Here is a 15,965-nt window from a genome sequence, read left to right on the forward strand (position 1 = left end):
TGGTAGTCCAAGTTTAAGGTGGTAGGCTGGAATCTTAGGTAAATCCGGGATTCTAAGGCCGAGAGCTGATGACGAGTGTGCTTAGGCACATGAAGTGGTTGATGCCATGCTTCCAAGAAAAGCTTCTAAGCTTCAGGTAACCAGGAACCGTACCCCAAACCGACACAGGTGGTTGGGTAGAGAATACCAAGGCGCTTGAGAGAACTCGGGTGAAGGAACTAGGCAAAATGGCACCGTAACTTCGGGAGAAGGTGCGCCGGTGAGGGTGAAGCATTTACTGCGTAAGCCCACGCCGGTCGAAGATACCAGGCCGCTGCGACTGTTTATTAAAAACACAGCACTCTGCAAACACGAAAGTGGACGTATAGGGTGTGACGCCTGCCCGGTGCCGGAAGGTTAATTGATGGGGTTAGCTAACGCGAAGCTCTTGATCGAAGCCCCGGTAAACGGCGGCCGTAACTATAACGGTCCTAAGGTAGCGAAATTCCTTGTCGGGTAAGTTCCGACCTGCACGAATGGCGTAACGATGGCGGCGCTGTCTCCACCCGAGACTCAGTGAAATTGAAATCGCTGTGAAGATGCAGTGTATCCGCGGCTAGACGGAAAGACCCCGTGAACCTTTACTATAGCTTTGCACTGGACTTTGAATTTGCTTGTGTAGGATAGGTGGGAGGCTTTGAAGCGTGGACGCCAGTCTGCGTGGAGCCAACCTTGAAATACCACCCTGGCAACTTTGAGGTTCTAACTCAGGTCCGTTATCCGGATCGAGGACAGTGTATGGTGGGTAGTTTGACTGGGGCGGTCTCCTCCTAAAGAGTAACGGAGGAGTACGAAGGTGCGCTCAGACCGGTCGGAAATCGGTCGTAGAGTATAAAGGCAAAAGCGCGCTTGACTGCGAGACAGACACGTCGAGCAGGTACGAAAGTAGGTCTTAGTGATCCGGTGGTTCTGTATGGAAGGGCCATCGCTCAACGGATAAAAGGTACTCCGGGGATAACAGGCTGATACCGCCCAAGAGTTCATATCGACGGCGGTGTTTGGCACCTCGATGTCGGCTCATCACATCCTGGGGCTGAAGCCGGTCCCAAGGGTATGGCTGTTCGCCATTTAAAGTGGTACGCGAGCTGGGTTTAGAACGTCGTGAGACAGTTCGGTCCCTATCTGCCGTGGACGTTTGAGATTTGAGAGGGGCTGCTCCTAGTACGAGAGGACCGGAGTGGACGAACCTCTGGTGTTCCGGTTGTCACGCCAGTGGCATTGCCGGGTAGCTATGTTCGGAATAGATAACCGCTGAAAGCATCTAAGCGGGAAACTAGCCTCAAGATGAGATCTCACTGGGACCTTGAGTCCCCTGAAGGGCCGTCGAAGACTACGACGTTGATAGGTGGGGTGTGTAAGTGCTGTGAGGCATTGAGCTAACCCATACTAATTGCCCGTGAGGCTTGACCATATAACACCCAAGCAATTTGCGATGAAGCAGATTGAGGTGTGTGAAGACGACACAACCGAAAATTGGCAAACCCACAGATCTATCACATCCCCATTCGCTGAACCGGGCGTCCTGAAAGGGATACGCGGGTCGGCTACCGAATTTCTTGACGACCATAGAGCATTGGAACCACCTGATCCCATCCCGAACTCAGTAGTGAAACGATGCATCGCCGATGGTAGTGTGGGGTTTCCCCATGTGAGAGTAGGTCATCGTCAAGATTAAATTCCAGAACCCCTGATCGCTTACGCGTTCAGGGGTTTTGTTTGTGCGCAGAAATAAACGGGGAGTCTATAAACTCTGATATGCCACGGGCTTCTGACGGGCAAATTAAAAACCGTGCAAGGCCTGACAGGCTTCGTAGATAGCTGGCGTCAGCTAAAATGTCTGGCAGCTGTCTATGAGATGTGTTTGGGAGGATCTTTTGAACGGTTGCAGATGGCGCAGATTTCTAGTTTTGATAATGCTACTTTGGTTGCCAGTGGGCGCTATCGCGGCAAACGATTCTGTAAGGGTGTTAACCCTGAACGATGCCATCGGCCCCGCCAGCGTTGAGTATGTGGTCGATGGCCTGACTCGCTCGGTGGATGAGCGCGCTCAACTGGTGGTTCTCATTATAGATACACCGGGCGGGCTTGAAAGCTCAATGCGGGTGATCGTCCAAGCGATTCTCGGCAGCCCCATTCCAGTGGTCAGCTATATCTCGCCCAGTGGTGCCCGGGCAGCGAGCGCGGGTACGTATATTCTGTACGCCAGTCATATTGCGGCCATGGCGCCAGGCACTCATCTTGGCGCCGCAACCCCGGTTCAACTGGGTACTCAACCCACGACTGCGGGCGCCGCCATCGACACCGTGGCCCGTAAGCAGGTCAGCGACGCCGCCGCTTTCATGCGCGGCTTAGCGCAGCTGCGTGGTCGCAACGCAGACTGGGCAGAACGGGCGGTCCGTGACGCTGCTAGCCTCACCGATTCCGAGGCGCTGAATTCAAAAGTCATTGAGTATCGGGCAAAGGACCTGAACGACCTGCTCGGACAACTCGACAATAAACGCATGACTATAAACGGTCACGAGGTCCAGTTGCACACGGCGAACGCCCTGATCGTCCGCGACGATCCCGACTGGCGTATTAGTCTTTTAACACTTATCACCAACCCCAACGTCACGCTGATCCTAATCGTCGTTGGGGTCTTCTGCTTATTGGTCGAGTTTTTTAATCCCGGCTCGGTGGCGGGCGGCGTGATCGGAAGTATCTGCTTGTTGTTAGCGCTGTATGCGCTGCAACTGCTCCCGGTCAACTATGCCGGGGTAAGTTTGATTATGCTCGGTGTGATGCTAATGGTGGCCGAGGCATTTTTGCCGAGTTTCGGAGCCATTGGCTTCGGTGGTGTAGCCTCGTTTATGGCCGGTGCCATGCTGTTAATGAGCACTGACGCCCCTGGATTCACGATTGGCTTGCCGCTGATCCTCAGTGTGTCGGTAATCAGTGCGGTGTGCCTGGTTGGCTTAGTAGGCGCGATGTTGAAAACGCGGCAACGCCAAGTCGTAAGCGGCGACGCGGGGTTGGTAGGTAGCAGCGTGACAATTATCGCATTGCAAACCGATAACCCACTGGGTGGCTGGGTGCAACTGCAAGGGGAACACTGGCAGGTGTTGAGTTCAGCACCGCTCAGAACCGGGCAACGGGTCCGGGTCGTGGCGCGTCGCGGAGTGATCTTAGAGGTCATGCCGGCGCCCGAAACACCTCAACGAGGAGACTGATCATGTTTGTGCAATTGGGCCTTGGCACATTGCTGCTGCTACTAATATTGGTGGCAATGTCGACGTTTCGCATCTTAAGGGAGTATGAGCGGGGGGTAGTATTCCAGCTCGGGCGGTTCTGGCAAGTGAAGGGTCCCGGCCTGATTTTGTTGATACCGGTAGTTCAACAAATGGTCCGGGTCGACCTGCGTACCATTGTTCTGGACATACCGCCGCAAGACGTGATTACCCGCGACAACGTTTCGGTGAAGGTAAACGCGGTGCTGTATTTCCGGGTGCTCGACCCTCAGCGGGCGATCATCCAGGTTGAAGATTTTTTGATGGCCACGAGCCAACTGGCCCAAACCACATTGCGGGCAGTACTGGGCAAACATGAGCTGGATGAGCTGCTTGCTGAGCGTGAAAGGCTCAACATAGACATTCAAAAGGTGCTTGATGCCCAAACCGACTCGTGGGGCATCAAGGTGGCGAACGTCGAGATCAAACACGTCGACCTCAACGAATCAATGATTCGCGCCATCGCTCGGCAAGCCGAAGCCGAGCGTGAACGTCGGGCCAAAGTGATCCACGCCGAAGGGGAATTGCAGGCGTCGCAAAAGCTGGCTGAAGCTGCTGAGATGCTCGGACGGGAACCCGGCGCCATGCAGTTGCGCTACATGCAGACGCTGGGCTCTATAGCTAACGACCGGACCTCCACCATCGTCTTTCCGATGCCCATTGAACTGCTACAGGGCATGGCAAATCTGTCACCAAAGCCTTAAGCCCATTCAGTTCTTGGCAGACAGCGTCTCCCGCGACCAACCACCGCCCAGCGCCCGGAAGGTTGCCACCGCTGCTCGTGCATCATTAGCGCGCAGCTGCGCCAGTTGATCGCGGGCGGTAAGCAGCAACCGGTCTTCGTCCAGCACTTCAACCAGGCTAATGACGCCGCCTTTGTAGGCATCCTGCGCGGCGCCCCGGGCGACTTTGTGCGCGGCGACTTCCTGATCAACTTCGACACGTTGTTGCTCCAACTCGATCAACGTCACAATGGCGTTCTCGACGTCCTCGGTGGCGCGCAACATAGATTGCCGGTATTGAGCCAGCGCTTCGGCATTGGCGCCTTTGGCTTGCGCAACTTCAGCATCGACCCGGCCGAAATCGAACAAACGCCAATGCAGACCAATCACGGCTTGCGGTTGAAACGAAGCGGCGGAGATCAGATCACCACTCTTCAAGCTTTCGAACCCGAGCAAGCCGGCCAGCGAAACTTTCGGGTAATACTCGGACACCGCTTCGCCGATGCGCGCGTTGGATGCGGCCAGATGGCGCTCGGCGGCAATCACGTCGGGACGTCTGCGCAACAGGCTTGCAGGGCTGCTGGTGTCGCTGATGGTCGGCACGCTAAATACCTGCGAACTGGCGACCAACTCTTGGGCGTAGGTCCCCGGCTGTGTCCCCATCAACACGTCCAGACGATTGAGCTGCAACGCCAGTTCGGTGCGCAATGGCGGCACCGTAGCGCGGGCTTGTAACACCAATGCCTGGGCTTGAGATTGCTCGCGGTTGGTCGCCAGGCCACTGGCCATGCGCGCCTGCACCAATGTCAAAAGGTTGTTTTCAGTGTTTATCTGGTCTTGAGCCAGTTCGATGCGTTGTTGAGCACCACGCACCCGAAAATACGCATCGGCGGCTTCGGCGGCGACTGAAATACGCACCCCGGCATGGCTCGCAGTGGCCGCCTGCGCTTGCGCAATGGCCGCTTCTTCGCCGCGTTGAAGACCGCCCGCAAGGTCGGTTTCCCAGCTGGCCCCGGCGCCAATGGTTTCGAGGGTCTGGTCGCGATCATAGTCGGGGAATACGCTGCCGATTTTGCCCAGCGCGCTGTTTGTAGATTGATGCTGACGTACCGCTTGGGCGTCAAAACTGCCTTGTGGCAAGCGATTGGCGCCGGATTCATGCGCAACGGCGCGGGCTTGATCGACCCTGGCCATGGACACCGCAAGGTCCAGATTCTGAGCCAATACCCGGTGAATAATCAGGGTCAGCTCTGGGTCATTGAAACCAGTCCACCAGGTGTCCAGCGACGGGGCTGGGGTTTCCCCGGCCCGTTGTTGCAACAGTGATGCGTTGTTGAATTCAGCGGTCAGCTCGTTCGCCGGTCTTTCATAGTCCGGGCCAACAGCACAGCCTGCCAGCGCAACAAACAGTGCGGTCAACGTAAACAACCGGCAGCCCGCAAAGCGAAACGCCAAAGCATTCATTGTCCGGTCCTCGAAGAGCAAATAGGGGAGTGCAGGTTCATGGTTGGCTCAATGGGCGTCAGGTGACGGCGCGGCTGGCGGCACCACTTTATGCATTAGCGGCACCATGGCGGCGGCGATGATGAAACACACCATGATCGCCAGAAATGCGTCGGAATAGGTCTGTGTCTGCGCTTCGCGGTAGGTCAATAGCCACAGCTGATGCAAGGCCGCCGTCGCGCCGTCGCTGCCGGTCTGACCGAGGGTGGCAAGGTTGCCGCCTACCTGCGCCAGCCATTGGTTCATGGCTTCGTTGCTGGTGTTCAGGTGTTCGGCCAAATGCGTGAAGTGCAGGTTGGTGCGGTCATTCAGAATCGTTGCGCAGGCAGCGATGCCGATCGCGCCGCCCAGGTTACGCATGAGGTTGAACAGCCCCGACGCTTGCTTTAGACGTGACATTGCCAGGCCGCCAAGGGTCAGTGTTACCGCAGGTGGCACTGCCAGTTGCTGGGCCATACCACGCAACGCTTGCGGCAGGATCAACTGGCGACCACCCCAATCGTGGGTGATCGGCGAGAAGTCCCACATCGAGAGGGCAAACAGCCCCAGGCCGAACATCATGATCCAGCGTAAATCGACGCGATTGGCCAGAAACCCATAAAGCGGAATCGCCATGATCTGAAATACACCGGTGGAAAACACGGCCAGGCCAATGTCCAGCGCGCTGTAACCGCGTACACGCCCGAGAAACAGTGGGGTCAGGTAAATCGTTGCAAACAGACCGATGCCGGTCACAAAGGAAAAGAAGCAACCCAGGGCAAAATTGCGCTCTTTAAGGGCCCGCAGGTCAACAATGGGATTGCTCACCATCAGCGTGCGGCTTATGAACACTAGCGCTGAGACCCCGGAGATCCACGCGGTGGTGAGGATGGTGCTGTCACTGAACCAATTCCAGCGTGGGCCTTCTTCCAGGGTGTATTCAAGGCAGCCGAGAAATAGCGCCATAAACACCATGCTTAGGTAATCCGCGCCTTTAAGCAGCGAGAAATCCGGCTCGTCGATCCGCACCAGCATCGGCACTGCAACGGCGACGAAAATACCCGGTATCAGGTTGATGTAGAACAGCCAGTGCCACGACGAAATATCGGTGATCCAACCGCCAATGACTGGGCCAAGTGTCGGCGCCAGCGAAGCGATTGCACCGATGGTGGAAGCTGCAATAACCTTTTGTTTACCGGTAAAGAACATGAAGGCGGAGGTGAAAACCAAGGGGATCATTGATCCACCGAGGAAGCCTTGCAGCGCACGAAAAGCAATCATGCTTTGAATGTTCCAGGCCGCACCGCACAACAGACTGGCCAAGGTGAAACCCACGGCTGAAGCGCAAAACAGCCAGCGGGTGGAGAACACTCGTGACAGCCAACCCGACAACGGGATAACCACGATCTCGGCGATCAAATAGCTGGTCTGCACCCACGCCGTTTCGTCCGTGCCGGCAGACAAACCGCCGCCGATATCCCGAAGCGAGGCCGACACAATTTGAATATCCAACAGCGCTATGAACATACCAATGCACATGCTGGCGAAGGCGAACACCTTGGTCGTGGTGGCCATAGACGCTGCGTCAAAGGGTTTGGCCGGTGCTGCGGTCGTGGCACTCATGGCGCACTGGCCTGATTCGGTGTCACTAGATGGGTAGGGTGGTTGGAATCTTCGCGTGTATCGACCTCAGCCGTTACTGACAAGCCTGGGCGCAGATGACCCAATACACCGTCGGCTTCATCAAGACGCACGCGGACCGGCACCCGTTGCACGATCTTGGTGAAATTACCGGTGGCGTTTTCCGGGGGTAAAACGCTGAATTGCGAGCCGGTTGCAGGCGCCAGGCTGTCTAAATGGCCTTGGAACTCGTGGCCGGGAAGCACGTCCGCATGAATCGTCACCACTTGCCCTGGCACCATGTGCGCCAGTTGGTCTTCCTTGAAATTCGCGTCGACCCACAAGCCGTTGGCGGGGACCACGGACAGCAACTGCGAACCGGCGGCGGCAAAGGCGCCCACCCGAGCCCGGCGGTTACCGATCATGCCGTCGACCGGAGAGCGTAATTCGGTGTAGCCCACGTTCAACTGCGCCATGTCGCGCTCGGCCTTGGCCTGCATCAGTGCGGCTCGGGCTTGTTGTTTCTGGGTAGAAATCACGGCGATTTGCCGTTGCGTTGCCAGCATCGAGGCCTGGGCCTTGGCGCCATTGGCCTGGGCGGTTTTGAACGTCGCGTCGGCACGTTGAGCGCTTTCAACCGACACCGCCTGCTGCCCCACCAGCTTTTGATAGCGCGCCTGGTCATCGCGAGAGCGAACGGTTTCGGCATTGGTCGCATCAATACTGGCTTTGGCCTGACCAATCACCGCGTATTGCAGTTGTTCGGTCGCGTCCAGGTTGGCCAGCAGCGCCTCTTGCGCAGCCACTGCGCCTTCAGTTTTGTGTAATGCCGCGACGTAATCTCGGTCATCAATCTTCACCAGCAAGTCACCGGCATGCACCTGTTGGTTGTCAGTGACCTTCAAATCAATGATGTAACCCGAGACCTTCGGTCCAATCACGGTGACATCGCCACCGATATAAGCATCATCGGTGGACTGGATAAAGCGCCCGACGGTCCACCAGCGCACACCAAAAACCACCAGCCCTATCAGCACTGCCGCCAATACCACCCACAGCAGTACCCGTTTGAGTGTCAGGCGTTTTTTCGTCGGGACGACCGCTGAGTCGATCGCACTCACGTCAGTTGAACTATTCATTACAAGGTCATCCGTTGGATGCAGGAGTAGAGGGTGGCTGGCGTTGTGCCAAGCGACGAATGCGTCCGTTTTCCAGGCGCTGGTAGACTTTTTCGCTGGCGGCTTCGCCGGCCCGAACGGCGTGTTCTTCACGATTTATTTTTTTGCCGGTGTTGGCATCAATCAGTGCCAGGTTCACCGGCTCGCCACTGGATTCGTCGGCCAAGAAAATGCTTTTGCCTTCTGGTGAAAAGTGGTTATTGCCCCATTCCATCAGCGTCAGCAGCACCGGGCGGAAGTCACGTCCGCGGGGAGTCAGCACATAGTCATAACGCGGAGGTTTTTCGCTGTAGAGGCGTCGTTCGAACAGTCCGCCTTCCACCAGATCATCGAGGCGGCGGCTCAACGTAGTCGGCGTGATGCCGAGACTTTTCTGGAATTCGTCGAAGCGGCTGAGGCCGTAATAAGCATCACGCAGAATCAGAATGTTCCACCACTCACCGACGTGCTCAAGGCTGCGAGCAATCGGACAGTGCATGGATTCAAAGCTTTTTCTCTTCATGGCCTACCTCGGTAGCAGGGTATTTCATTAAATTATAGTCATAATGTATACAAGAAACTCTCATCATGCAAGCCACCCGACAAACCCTCAGTCACATGACTAAAAAAACCGTATCAGCCTATCCCAGCATCTTGTTTAACGATCCCCGCCCTCATGCCTCCGCAGTTCCAGATATGTCCTTGACCCGCATTGTTATTAGAAAAGCAGATAGTCTTTGTCTAGAACGAGGCTATGTATATTCAGGCTGGCGTCCTATTATTCTCCTCGCCAACTAGCAAAACCCAAGCAAACAGGTGAACCACCCAAGCGTGCAAGAACCTTGTGATGAACCCGGCTGTTTGCAATTCCTGAACTAAAAAGGACTACAAAGATGAAAGCGTCACTGTTGTTGTTATTGATGTGTGCTTCTGCAGTAAGTATGGCCGATGAGAAAGCTGACGTAACCGCGCAGCAACAACCCGCCGTAGAGAAGTACACTTATTCAATGAACCTCGACGTCGCCAAAGTTATTTCTGTCAGTGAAGTGTCTTCAGGCTGTGAAGCTGCACCGGTTCGTATGAACTACCTGGATTCTGCTGGCAAACAACACGTTGTTGAATACCTGATGATGGGCACCGGTTGCTCGAATGGTTAATCGCCGCATAAGTTAGAGGTTTTAATTGCCGATACTTAAAATAGCGTCATTAAAAAGGCCCTGTCATGCAGCGCCTTTTTTTGTGTGTCTGTTAATTTTTAAAGCGACGGCAGCCGTTAAGCAGACAACTCAATCAGTCGCTGGCTGCACGCATCATCGTAAGCCACATACAGACGCTCTGCGATTTGACTCTTGATCGCTTTGCCACTTTCCAGGCCAAACACAAAACCTTCGGCTCTGCCGCCTGCACGGTTCAAGTCTTCAACCGTGTTTGCTTGAGTAATAGCGTCTAGCAGCTTCTCGGCATCTGGCCCAACGCCCTTTGGTAAAACGATCCCGTCGAGACTCATTGTCCGACCCCTTTGTGAGAATACTTGGTGCTGTCGAGGCGGTAAGACGGCATGCGGTGTTGGTCAATCATGGTCAATTCCTATAAGCGGAAGTCTCGGGCGTTGTGTAAAACCACAGGCCGCGATGATGGTAGGCCAGGCTCCGATGGTTTGCGAGCGGCAATGAGCGCCATCAAGGGTCGGTGTCAGGTCAAGCAGTGAAGGAAAAGCTTCGGGATAGAGTGCTCTTTGCGAGAGCTCGTAATCCAGAGCCAGTAACATGCGGCGCTTCGGATGAAGCTTGCAGTGTTCGGCTTTAACTCAAATGTTTGAACGGCGAGACGCGATAACAAACCGAATCGGTTAGGACGCACCGAACATAGGCAGCGGCAGCGATCCAATCAAGATTCAGAAAGTCTACGAGGATTATTGGCATGGACGTTCGATCCGTGGAGATACCGGTTGCCAGTTCTGAGGGTACCTAACTGTCACGGTGGGCGCCATTGACTGGCAGACGGCTGCCCAATCGGTAGCGCGATGACGGATGAACCAGGCGCACATAAGTAACAATTTTGGCGCCACTCCAAGTTCGACGCATCAGCACTAGACAAGGTTCGTTGGTGTCGATTTGCAGGTGTCGGCTTTCGTCGCTGCTGGGATGGCTGGCCTCGACAATGTGCTCCATTTCATCGGGGCGAATCACGTTCAACAAGTATCTGGCGGGCTGTAGCTGTTCCCCGAAAGACTGCTGCAGAAATTCCGGCACTAGCTCAGGATTAACATAACGGTCCTCCAGTTGAACCGGCACTCCCTCTTCAGAATGCACGCACAACAAATGAAATACTGACGTGCCGGTGGGCAGGGCAAGGGCTGCTGCTACCGCCATCGAAGCCGCTTCTCGACCCAGGTGCAGTACTTTGCAGGAATAACGATGACCCCGGGCGATGATTTCGTCAGCGATGGCGGTGATGCGCAGCAAATTGGACTGCGGTTTGCTCTTGGCGACGAAGGTGCCGACGCCAGACACGCGGACCAAGTGGCCTTCTTCTGTAAGTTCGCGCAACGCCCGGTTAACCGTCATGCGCGACATGCCCAACTCTTGTACCAGGCGGTTTTCCGAAGGAATGAGATCCCCCGGCGTCCATTCGCCGGAGCGAAGTTTGCTTTGGACAAAATCCTTCGCGCGCCGATATAGGGCTTGCGGTGCAGTTTTAATCATCAGGCGCTCGTTGTCTGTTGTTCGACGAGGGCATTGGCCAACGCGTTGAGAAACAGGTCGTTGTATTCACAGTTGCCCACGGACACCCGCAAATATTTGGTATACCCCGGCTCACGCTATGGCTTGAGAATCACGTCCTGGCGCTGCAGTGATTGATTCAGGGTTTCGGCGTTATACACCGTGCTGAAGAACAGAAAATTCGCCATGGACGGCACACACTCGATACCCAAAATCGTCGTGGTCGAGCGCGCCGCGTCCGAGCTGGGGCCCGCGTTGTATCTGGCCAGCTCACGTACTCCGGCACGAGCCAGCAGGTGCAGGTCGGAAATACTCATGCTGGGTCGACCTCTTTGGTGTCCTGCCAGAACGCGTTGCGGTCCAGGTAATTCTGTAAAAACTGCTGCAAACGCGGGTGTTCAGCGTTATGAAAAATCTCCCGTGGCGTACCTCGAGCCACCACTTCACCGTGATCGAGGAACACTACGCTATCCGCTACTTGTGCTGCGAAGCCCATTTCATGGGTCACCACCACCATGGTCATGCCTTCTTTGGCCAAGGTCTTCATGACTTGCAGGACCTCACCGACCAGTTCCGGGTCGAGGGCAGACGTTGGCTCATCGAACAGCATGATGTGTGGTTCCATGGCCAATGCCCGAGCAATCGCCACCCGCTGTTGTTGACCGCCAGAGAGCTGCGCCGGGTAAGAATCTCCTTTGTGCGCCAAGCCAACCTTGTCGAGCATAGCCATGGCGCGTGTGCGCGCTTCATCGCCTGATAACTTGCGCACCCGCAGCAGCGCTTCGCAAACATTGCCCATCGCCGTCATGTGCGGCCATAGATTGAACTGTTGAAACACCATGCCGACATTACGCCGCGCCAGATTGATCTGAGACTGCGCCGCGCGTTTACGACCCTTGCCTTTATCGGGCCCCCAGCCAAGCAGTTGCCCTTCAATATGAATCTCGCCCTCGTCGTACTCTTCCAGAAACGCCATGCTGCGCAGCAGGGTGCTTTTGCCTGAACCTGAAGGGCCGATCAGGCACACCACCTCGGAACGCCGCACCTGCAAATCGATACCTTTGAGCACACGCGATGTGCCGAAGCTTTTGCCAACACCCTGCAATTTCAATATCGGTTCGACGTTGCCGGAGAGTGCTTCGAGAGTCTTCATCGCTTCACCTGATTGCTTCGTTGCCGATAAATGCGCGGCAGTAGGATCTAAGAGGGTAATCATCGCGGTTGCTTGTGCATGAAACGGCCGACCCGTACTTCAAGAAACATACCCAGCCGCGAGCACATTTCCACCAACACCAAGTACCCGATGCACAGCACCAGCAGGGTCTCAACGAAGGCGAACGTTTCTGAACCGATGCCGGTGAGGACCATGGTCAGTTCGGGGATGGTGATGATCGACAGAACCGCAGTTTCCTTGCACAGCACGCTGACCATATTCACCAGCGCCGGAAGGATGATCACCAGCATTTGCGGAATCTGAATGCGCACGATGCACTGCATCTTGCTGATGCCCAGGCAGTCAGCAGCTTCCAGTTGCCCGTGCGCCACTGACTCAAAACCGCTGCGGAAGATCTCGGCGAAATACACGCTGCCGTAAATGCCCAGCCCAAGAATGCCGGCCGGGATCGGGTCAAGGTTGAGACCGAACGACGGTCCGCCGTAGTACACCAAAAACAGCTGCACCAGAAACGGTGTACTTCGAATCATTTCGATGAACACCCGCAACGGTGCACGAATCAGCTTGTTGCCAAACAATTGAGCAATCGCGATCAGCATGCCCAGCAGTACACCCAGCACGACACCGGCTGACCACGTACCAAGGGTGACCAGAAAACCGTCGCCGATCTCACTCAGGTGGTCAGTAATAATCCGGGGATCGAAAATCATGCGGTTCGCTCCTTCAGATGGCGTTCTAGCAGGCCGCCAAAGAACGCCAGCGGAATATTGATCAGGCAATAGAAGCCCGCAAGCATCAGGTAATCCTGAACAAACATGTAATCGCTGGCGGCAATGTTCTGCGCGGTGCGGGTCAAGTCAGCAAGACCGACCACCGACACCAGCGAGGACGCCTTGACCAGCAGAATCATTTCATTCACCAGGCCCGGCAGGGTCAGGCGAACCGCTTGGGGCACTTGAATCCGCACCAGCATTTGCGCCGAGCTCATGCCTAGCAGGCCTGCGGCTTCCAGTTGCCCAGCCGGAATTGCGAGAAAACCACCGCGCATAATTTCCGCGATATAGGCCCCCGCCGCCAGGGACAGGCCAATCACTGCCGCTGCGGTGGGCGACATGTTCGGCAGGCCGATACGTGGCAGGAAATAGTAGATAAACAGCAGTTGCACCAGCAGCGGAATGCCGCGGAACACGAAAATATAGGCGCCACCCAAGCGTCTTAGCAGGGGCACGGGCGAGAGTCGCAAGCTGCCGACAATCACGCCAATCACAAAACCGATGGCCAGTGCTGCCGTGGAGACTTCGAGCGTCACCAGCAAGCTGCTCAGCAACAGTGGAGCGTTTTGCAGCAGAAGCGGCCAATCGAACATCGTGTCACTCCAGCATCGTTAACCGCCGACCCATCCGGGTCAGCGATCCATCATCGTCCCTGCCCGAATTACCAGGAAGGGTTGAAATCAGCTTTCGGCACATCCATTTCAGCGCCTAGCCATTTTTTCTGCAGGGCAGCGAGGCGGCCATCGTCATGCATTTTCAGCATGGCTGCGTCGAGTGCGGCGATCAGGCTGTCAGCGTCAGCATCTTTGCGACCGAGGAACGCGAAGTAGGATTTCTTACCAAACGGAGGCATGACCACTTTGTAGAGTTTCGGTTTCTCGGCCGCGACGTAGGATACATTTGGCAACGAGTTGGCCACGGCGACGATACGTTTGGCGGCCAAGTCGGCGTAGGCCTGGTTATTGTCGACGTATTCACGAATCGTGACTTTTTCCGGCAGGGTCGCGGCGAAGGCTTTGAGTTCTTCGAGCTGAGCCGATCCTTTGCCCGCACCGACGGTTTTGCCAGCAATGTCCTCAGGCTTTTTAATGGTCTCGTCTTTAGCGCCGATCATCAGCGCGACGGTCGCTTCGGCGATAGGCATCACGAAGTGATAACGCTCTTTACGCGCCTTGGTCTCGATGATTGGGCCCGCAACCACGTCGAATTTCTTGGCTTCCAGGCCAGGCAATACGCTCGGCCATGGCAGGTCGAGGAACTTGACCTTAACCCCCAACTCCTTGCCCAGTTGCTCAAACAGCTCAGAGTTCATGCCTTTCTGCTTACCGTTCTCGGTGAAGTCAAACGGTGCGAACTGCAGTTCGGTGCCGACAACCAATTCACCGGCTTTTTTCACGTCAGCCAGTTGGTCGGCGTGGGCGGCGAGGGGAACGATGGCCAAGGCCACGGCAGCGCACAGGCGGCCAAATGTCTTGCTGAAAAGAGAATCGAGTTGCATTGGGTAACTCCTTCAGATGAACGCTGTTAGGTGTACGCGGATTCTTACTGAGCGGTAAGCATGGTGTGGCGCATTGAGACTGCAGTTAGCGTGCCATACTCGTATATACAACCAGCTATGACCTTCAGCTGAGTATTTTTCCCGGGTTGAGAATCCCACGTGGGTCGTAGCAATCCTTGAGCTGCTGCATCGCCTGGCGCACTTGGGCGTTCACCGAATGGTGAAGAAACTCGCGCTTGAGCAGGCCGATGCCATGTTCAGCCGACACCGATCCGCCCATTTCACCGACAGCGGTATAGACCAGGTCTTCAATCTCCAGAATGGGCGCCGGTTGTGGCAACGAATTACAGTCCACGGTCAGGTGCAGATTGCTGTCACCGATGTGGCCGAAATACACGCTGTGGTTACCGGGCCAGCGCTGTGCCAGCCGTTGACGACAGGTTTGGGCAAATTCGCCAATCTGGCCAATGGGCAAACTGACGTCGAAATTCAGCGGGGTCATGCGCAGTGGGAATTCGCCGGTGGCTTCGCGGATCTTCCACAACGCCCGGGCTTGAGCCTGGGAGCTCGCTAACACGGCATCGATGACCTCCCCGGCCTCAAACGCGGCTTCCAGTGTTTGCTCCAACAGCGCCAGTGGCCCGCCGGATTCGAACAACACGTACAGCGGATATTCCTGGGAAATTGGCGCCACGGGCTTTTCCAGCCATGACACGCTGAGGCGATAGAAGTCCTGCCACATTAATTCATAGGCCTGCGGGGTTCCGGCGCTGCGCTGCAAGCGACGGAGCAAATTCACCGCGCTGGCGTAATCGGGCAGGGCGCAAAGCAAGGTGGTGGTTTCACCCGGAAACGGCGCGAGCTTCAAGACGGCGCGGGTGATTACCCCAAGCGTGCCTTCGCTGCCGATAAAGCACTGTTTTAAGTCATAACCACAGTTGTTCTTGATCATCTTGTTCAGCAGGTTGAGCACCCGACCGTCGGCCAACACCACCTCCAGCCCAAGCACCAATTCCCGGGTCATGCCGTAGCGAATCACCGCATTACCCCCGGCGTTGGTCGCGATATTGCCGCCGATCTGGCATGAGCCGCGCGCGCCAAGATCCAGCGGAAACAAAAATCCTGCGTCAAGCGCTGCCTGCTGAATCTCCTGCAACCTGGTACCGGCCCATACAGTGACGGTGGCCGCCGCCGAGTCGATCTCCTCGATGCCACGCAGGCGCTCCAGCGACAGGGCGATGTCCGTTTCCCGTGGCACTGCGCCCCCGGCCAAACCGGTCATCCCACCTTGAGGCACCACCGGTTGGTGTGCCTCGTTGCAAATGCGCAGTGCATCGGCGACCTGCTGCGTACTGGTCGGTAACAACAGGGCTGCGGGGCAAGCGGGGGCGTGTCCGGTCCAGTCGCTGTAATGCCGTTGATTGATGGCCGCACCGGTAAGCACCGCCGCTTCGCCCAGTGCCTCGCGCAATTGATCAAGGGTTTGCTGCAGGTCGTTCATCGGTTCAGCT

15 protein-coding genes and 2 rRNA genes (1 of these 17 running past the window's edge) are annotated in these 15,965 nt (G+C 56.1%); 5 read left to right on the plus strand and 12 right to left on the minus strand.

What is annotated here, in order from left to right; all coding sequences use genetic code 11:
- The 4 genes from RGW60_RS05485 to RGW60_RS05500 form a co-directional block, all read left to right on the plus strand.
- Nucleotides 1-1,450: ribosomal RNA gene (locus RGW60_RS05485) — 23S ribosomal RNA — on the plus strand; it begins 1,441 nt to the left of the window's first position.
- A gap of 144 nt (nucleotides 1,451-1,594) precedes the next feature.
- A 5S ribosomal RNA gene (gene rrf / locus RGW60_RS05490) occupies nucleotides 1,595-1,710 on the plus strand.
- A gap of 242 nt (nucleotides 1,711-1,952) precedes the next feature.
- Nucleotides 1,953-3,248: a nodulation protein NfeD gene (locus RGW60_RS05495; RefSeq protein ID WP_322202873.1), complete on the plus strand. Its 1,296-nt coding sequence runs from the start codon at nucleotides 1,953-1,955 to the stop codon at nucleotides 3,246-3,248.
- A 2-nt stretch (nucleotides 3,249-3,250) separates the two neighbouring features.
- A complete protein-coding gene (locus tag RGW60_RS05500) occupies nucleotides 3,251-4,009 on the plus strand; it encodes a slipin family protein (protein ID WP_407074114.1) in 759 nt (252 codons plus the stop codon).
- A gap of 6 nt (nucleotides 4,010-4,015) precedes the next feature.
- Here the strand turns inward: RGW60_RS05500 and RGW60_RS05505 are convergent, their stop codons facing one another.
- From RGW60_RS05505 to RGW60_RS05520, 4 genes are read right to left on the minus strand one after another with little or no spacing between them, the layout of a single operon-like run.
- Complete coding sequence (locus RGW60_RS05505; protein WP_322202875.1) at nucleotides 4,016-5,491, minus strand: efflux transporter outer membrane subunit; 1,476 nt, start codon at nucleotides 5,489-5,491, stop codon at nucleotides 4,016-4,018.
- Nucleotides 5,492-5,539: 48 nt separating this feature from the next.
- Nucleotides 5,540-7,132 carry a DHA2 family efflux MFS transporter permease subunit gene (locus tag RGW60_RS05510; protein WP_322202877.1) on the minus strand — a complete coding sequence of 531 codons (1,593 nt, stop codon included), beginning with the start codon at nucleotides 7,130-7,132 and terminating at the stop codon, nucleotides 5,540-5,542.
- On the minus strand, nucleotides 7,129-8,268 hold the full coding sequence (locus tag RGW60_RS05515) for an HlyD family secretion protein (protein ID WP_322202879.1): 1,140 nt from the start codon (nucleotides 8,266-8,268) through the stop codon (nucleotides 7,129-7,131). Before RGW60_RS05515 ends, RGW60_RS05510 begins: the two co-directional genes overlap by 4 nt.
- A gap of 7 nt (nucleotides 8,269-8,275) precedes the next feature.
- Nucleotides 8,276-8,809: a helix-turn-helix domain-containing protein gene (locus tag RGW60_RS05520; RefSeq protein WP_322202881.1), complete on the minus strand. Its 534-nt coding sequence runs from the start codon at nucleotides 8,807-8,809 to the stop codon at nucleotides 8,276-8,278.
- Nucleotides 8,810-9,179: 370 nt separating this feature from the next.
- Between RGW60_RS05520 and RGW60_RS05525 the strand changes: the two genes are divergently transcribed.
- Nucleotides 9,180-9,443, plus strand: coding sequence for a DUF2790 domain-containing protein (locus RGW60_RS05525; protein ID WP_322202883.1), 264 nt, complete (start codon nucleotides 9,180-9,182; stop codon nucleotides 9,441-9,443).
- Nucleotides 9,444-9,559: 116 nt separating this feature from the next.
- Here RGW60_RS05525 and RGW60_RS05530 read toward each other — a convergent pair whose 3' ends face one another.
- The 8 genes from RGW60_RS05530 to RGW60_RS05565 form a co-directional block, all read right to left on the minus strand.
- Nucleotides 9,560-9,793 carry a hypothetical protein gene (locus RGW60_RS05530; protein ID WP_322202885.1) on the minus strand — a complete coding sequence of 78 codons (234 nt, stop codon included), beginning with the start codon at nucleotides 9,791-9,793 and terminating at the stop codon, nucleotides 9,560-9,562.
- 460 nt (nucleotides 9,794-10,253) lie between these two features.
- A complete protein-coding gene (hutC, locus tag RGW60_RS05535; RefSeq protein WP_322202887.1) occupies nucleotides 10,254-10,991 on the minus strand; it encodes a histidine utilization repressor in 738 nt (245 codons plus the stop codon).
- A gap of 116 nt (nucleotides 10,992-11,107) precedes the next feature.
- Nucleotides 11,108-11,326 (minus strand): hypothetical protein, encoded by a 219-nt coding sequence (locus RGW60_RS05540; protein WP_322202889.1) that lies wholly within the window; start codon nucleotides 11,324-11,326, stop codon nucleotides 11,108-11,110.
- Nucleotides 11,323-12,162 carry an amino acid ABC transporter ATP-binding protein gene (locus RGW60_RS05545; protein ID WP_322202891.1) on the minus strand — a complete coding sequence of 280 codons (840 nt, stop codon included), beginning with the start codon at nucleotides 12,160-12,162 and terminating at the stop codon, nucleotides 11,323-11,325. The genes RGW60_RS05540 and RGW60_RS05545 overlap by 4 nt, the downstream gene beginning before the upstream one ends.
- Nucleotides 12,163-12,221: 59 nt before the next feature.
- The gene (locus RGW60_RS05550; RefSeq protein WP_322202893.1) at nucleotides 12,222-12,893 is read right to left on the minus strand and encodes an amino acid ABC transporter permease; all 672 of its coding nucleotides are present in this window, start codon (nucleotides 12,891-12,893) and stop codon (nucleotides 12,222-12,224) included.
- Entirely contained in the window at nucleotides 12,890-13,549 is a 660-nt protein-coding gene (locus tag RGW60_RS05555) for an amino acid ABC transporter permease (RefSeq protein ID WP_322202895.1), read from the minus strand. Before RGW60_RS05555 ends, RGW60_RS05550 begins: the two co-directional genes overlap by 4 nt.
- 68 nt (nucleotides 13,550-13,617) lie before the next feature.
- Entirely contained in the window at nucleotides 13,618-14,454 is an 837-nt protein-coding gene (locus tag RGW60_RS05560) for a transporter substrate-binding domain-containing protein (RefSeq protein WP_322202897.1), read from the minus strand.
- A 124-nt stretch (nucleotides 14,455-14,578) separates the two neighbouring features.
- Entirely contained in the window at nucleotides 14,579-15,955 is a 1,377-nt protein-coding gene (locus tag RGW60_RS05565; RefSeq protein ID WP_322202899.1) for an FAD-binding oxidoreductase, read from the minus strand.
- Nucleotides 15,956-15,965 lie beyond the last annotated feature (10 nt).

The sequence above is a fragment of the Pseudomonas sp. AB6 genome (assembly GCF_034314105.1).
Taxonomy (GTDB): domain Bacteria; phylum Pseudomonadota; class Gammaproteobacteria; order Pseudomonadales; family Pseudomonadaceae; genus Aquipseudomonas.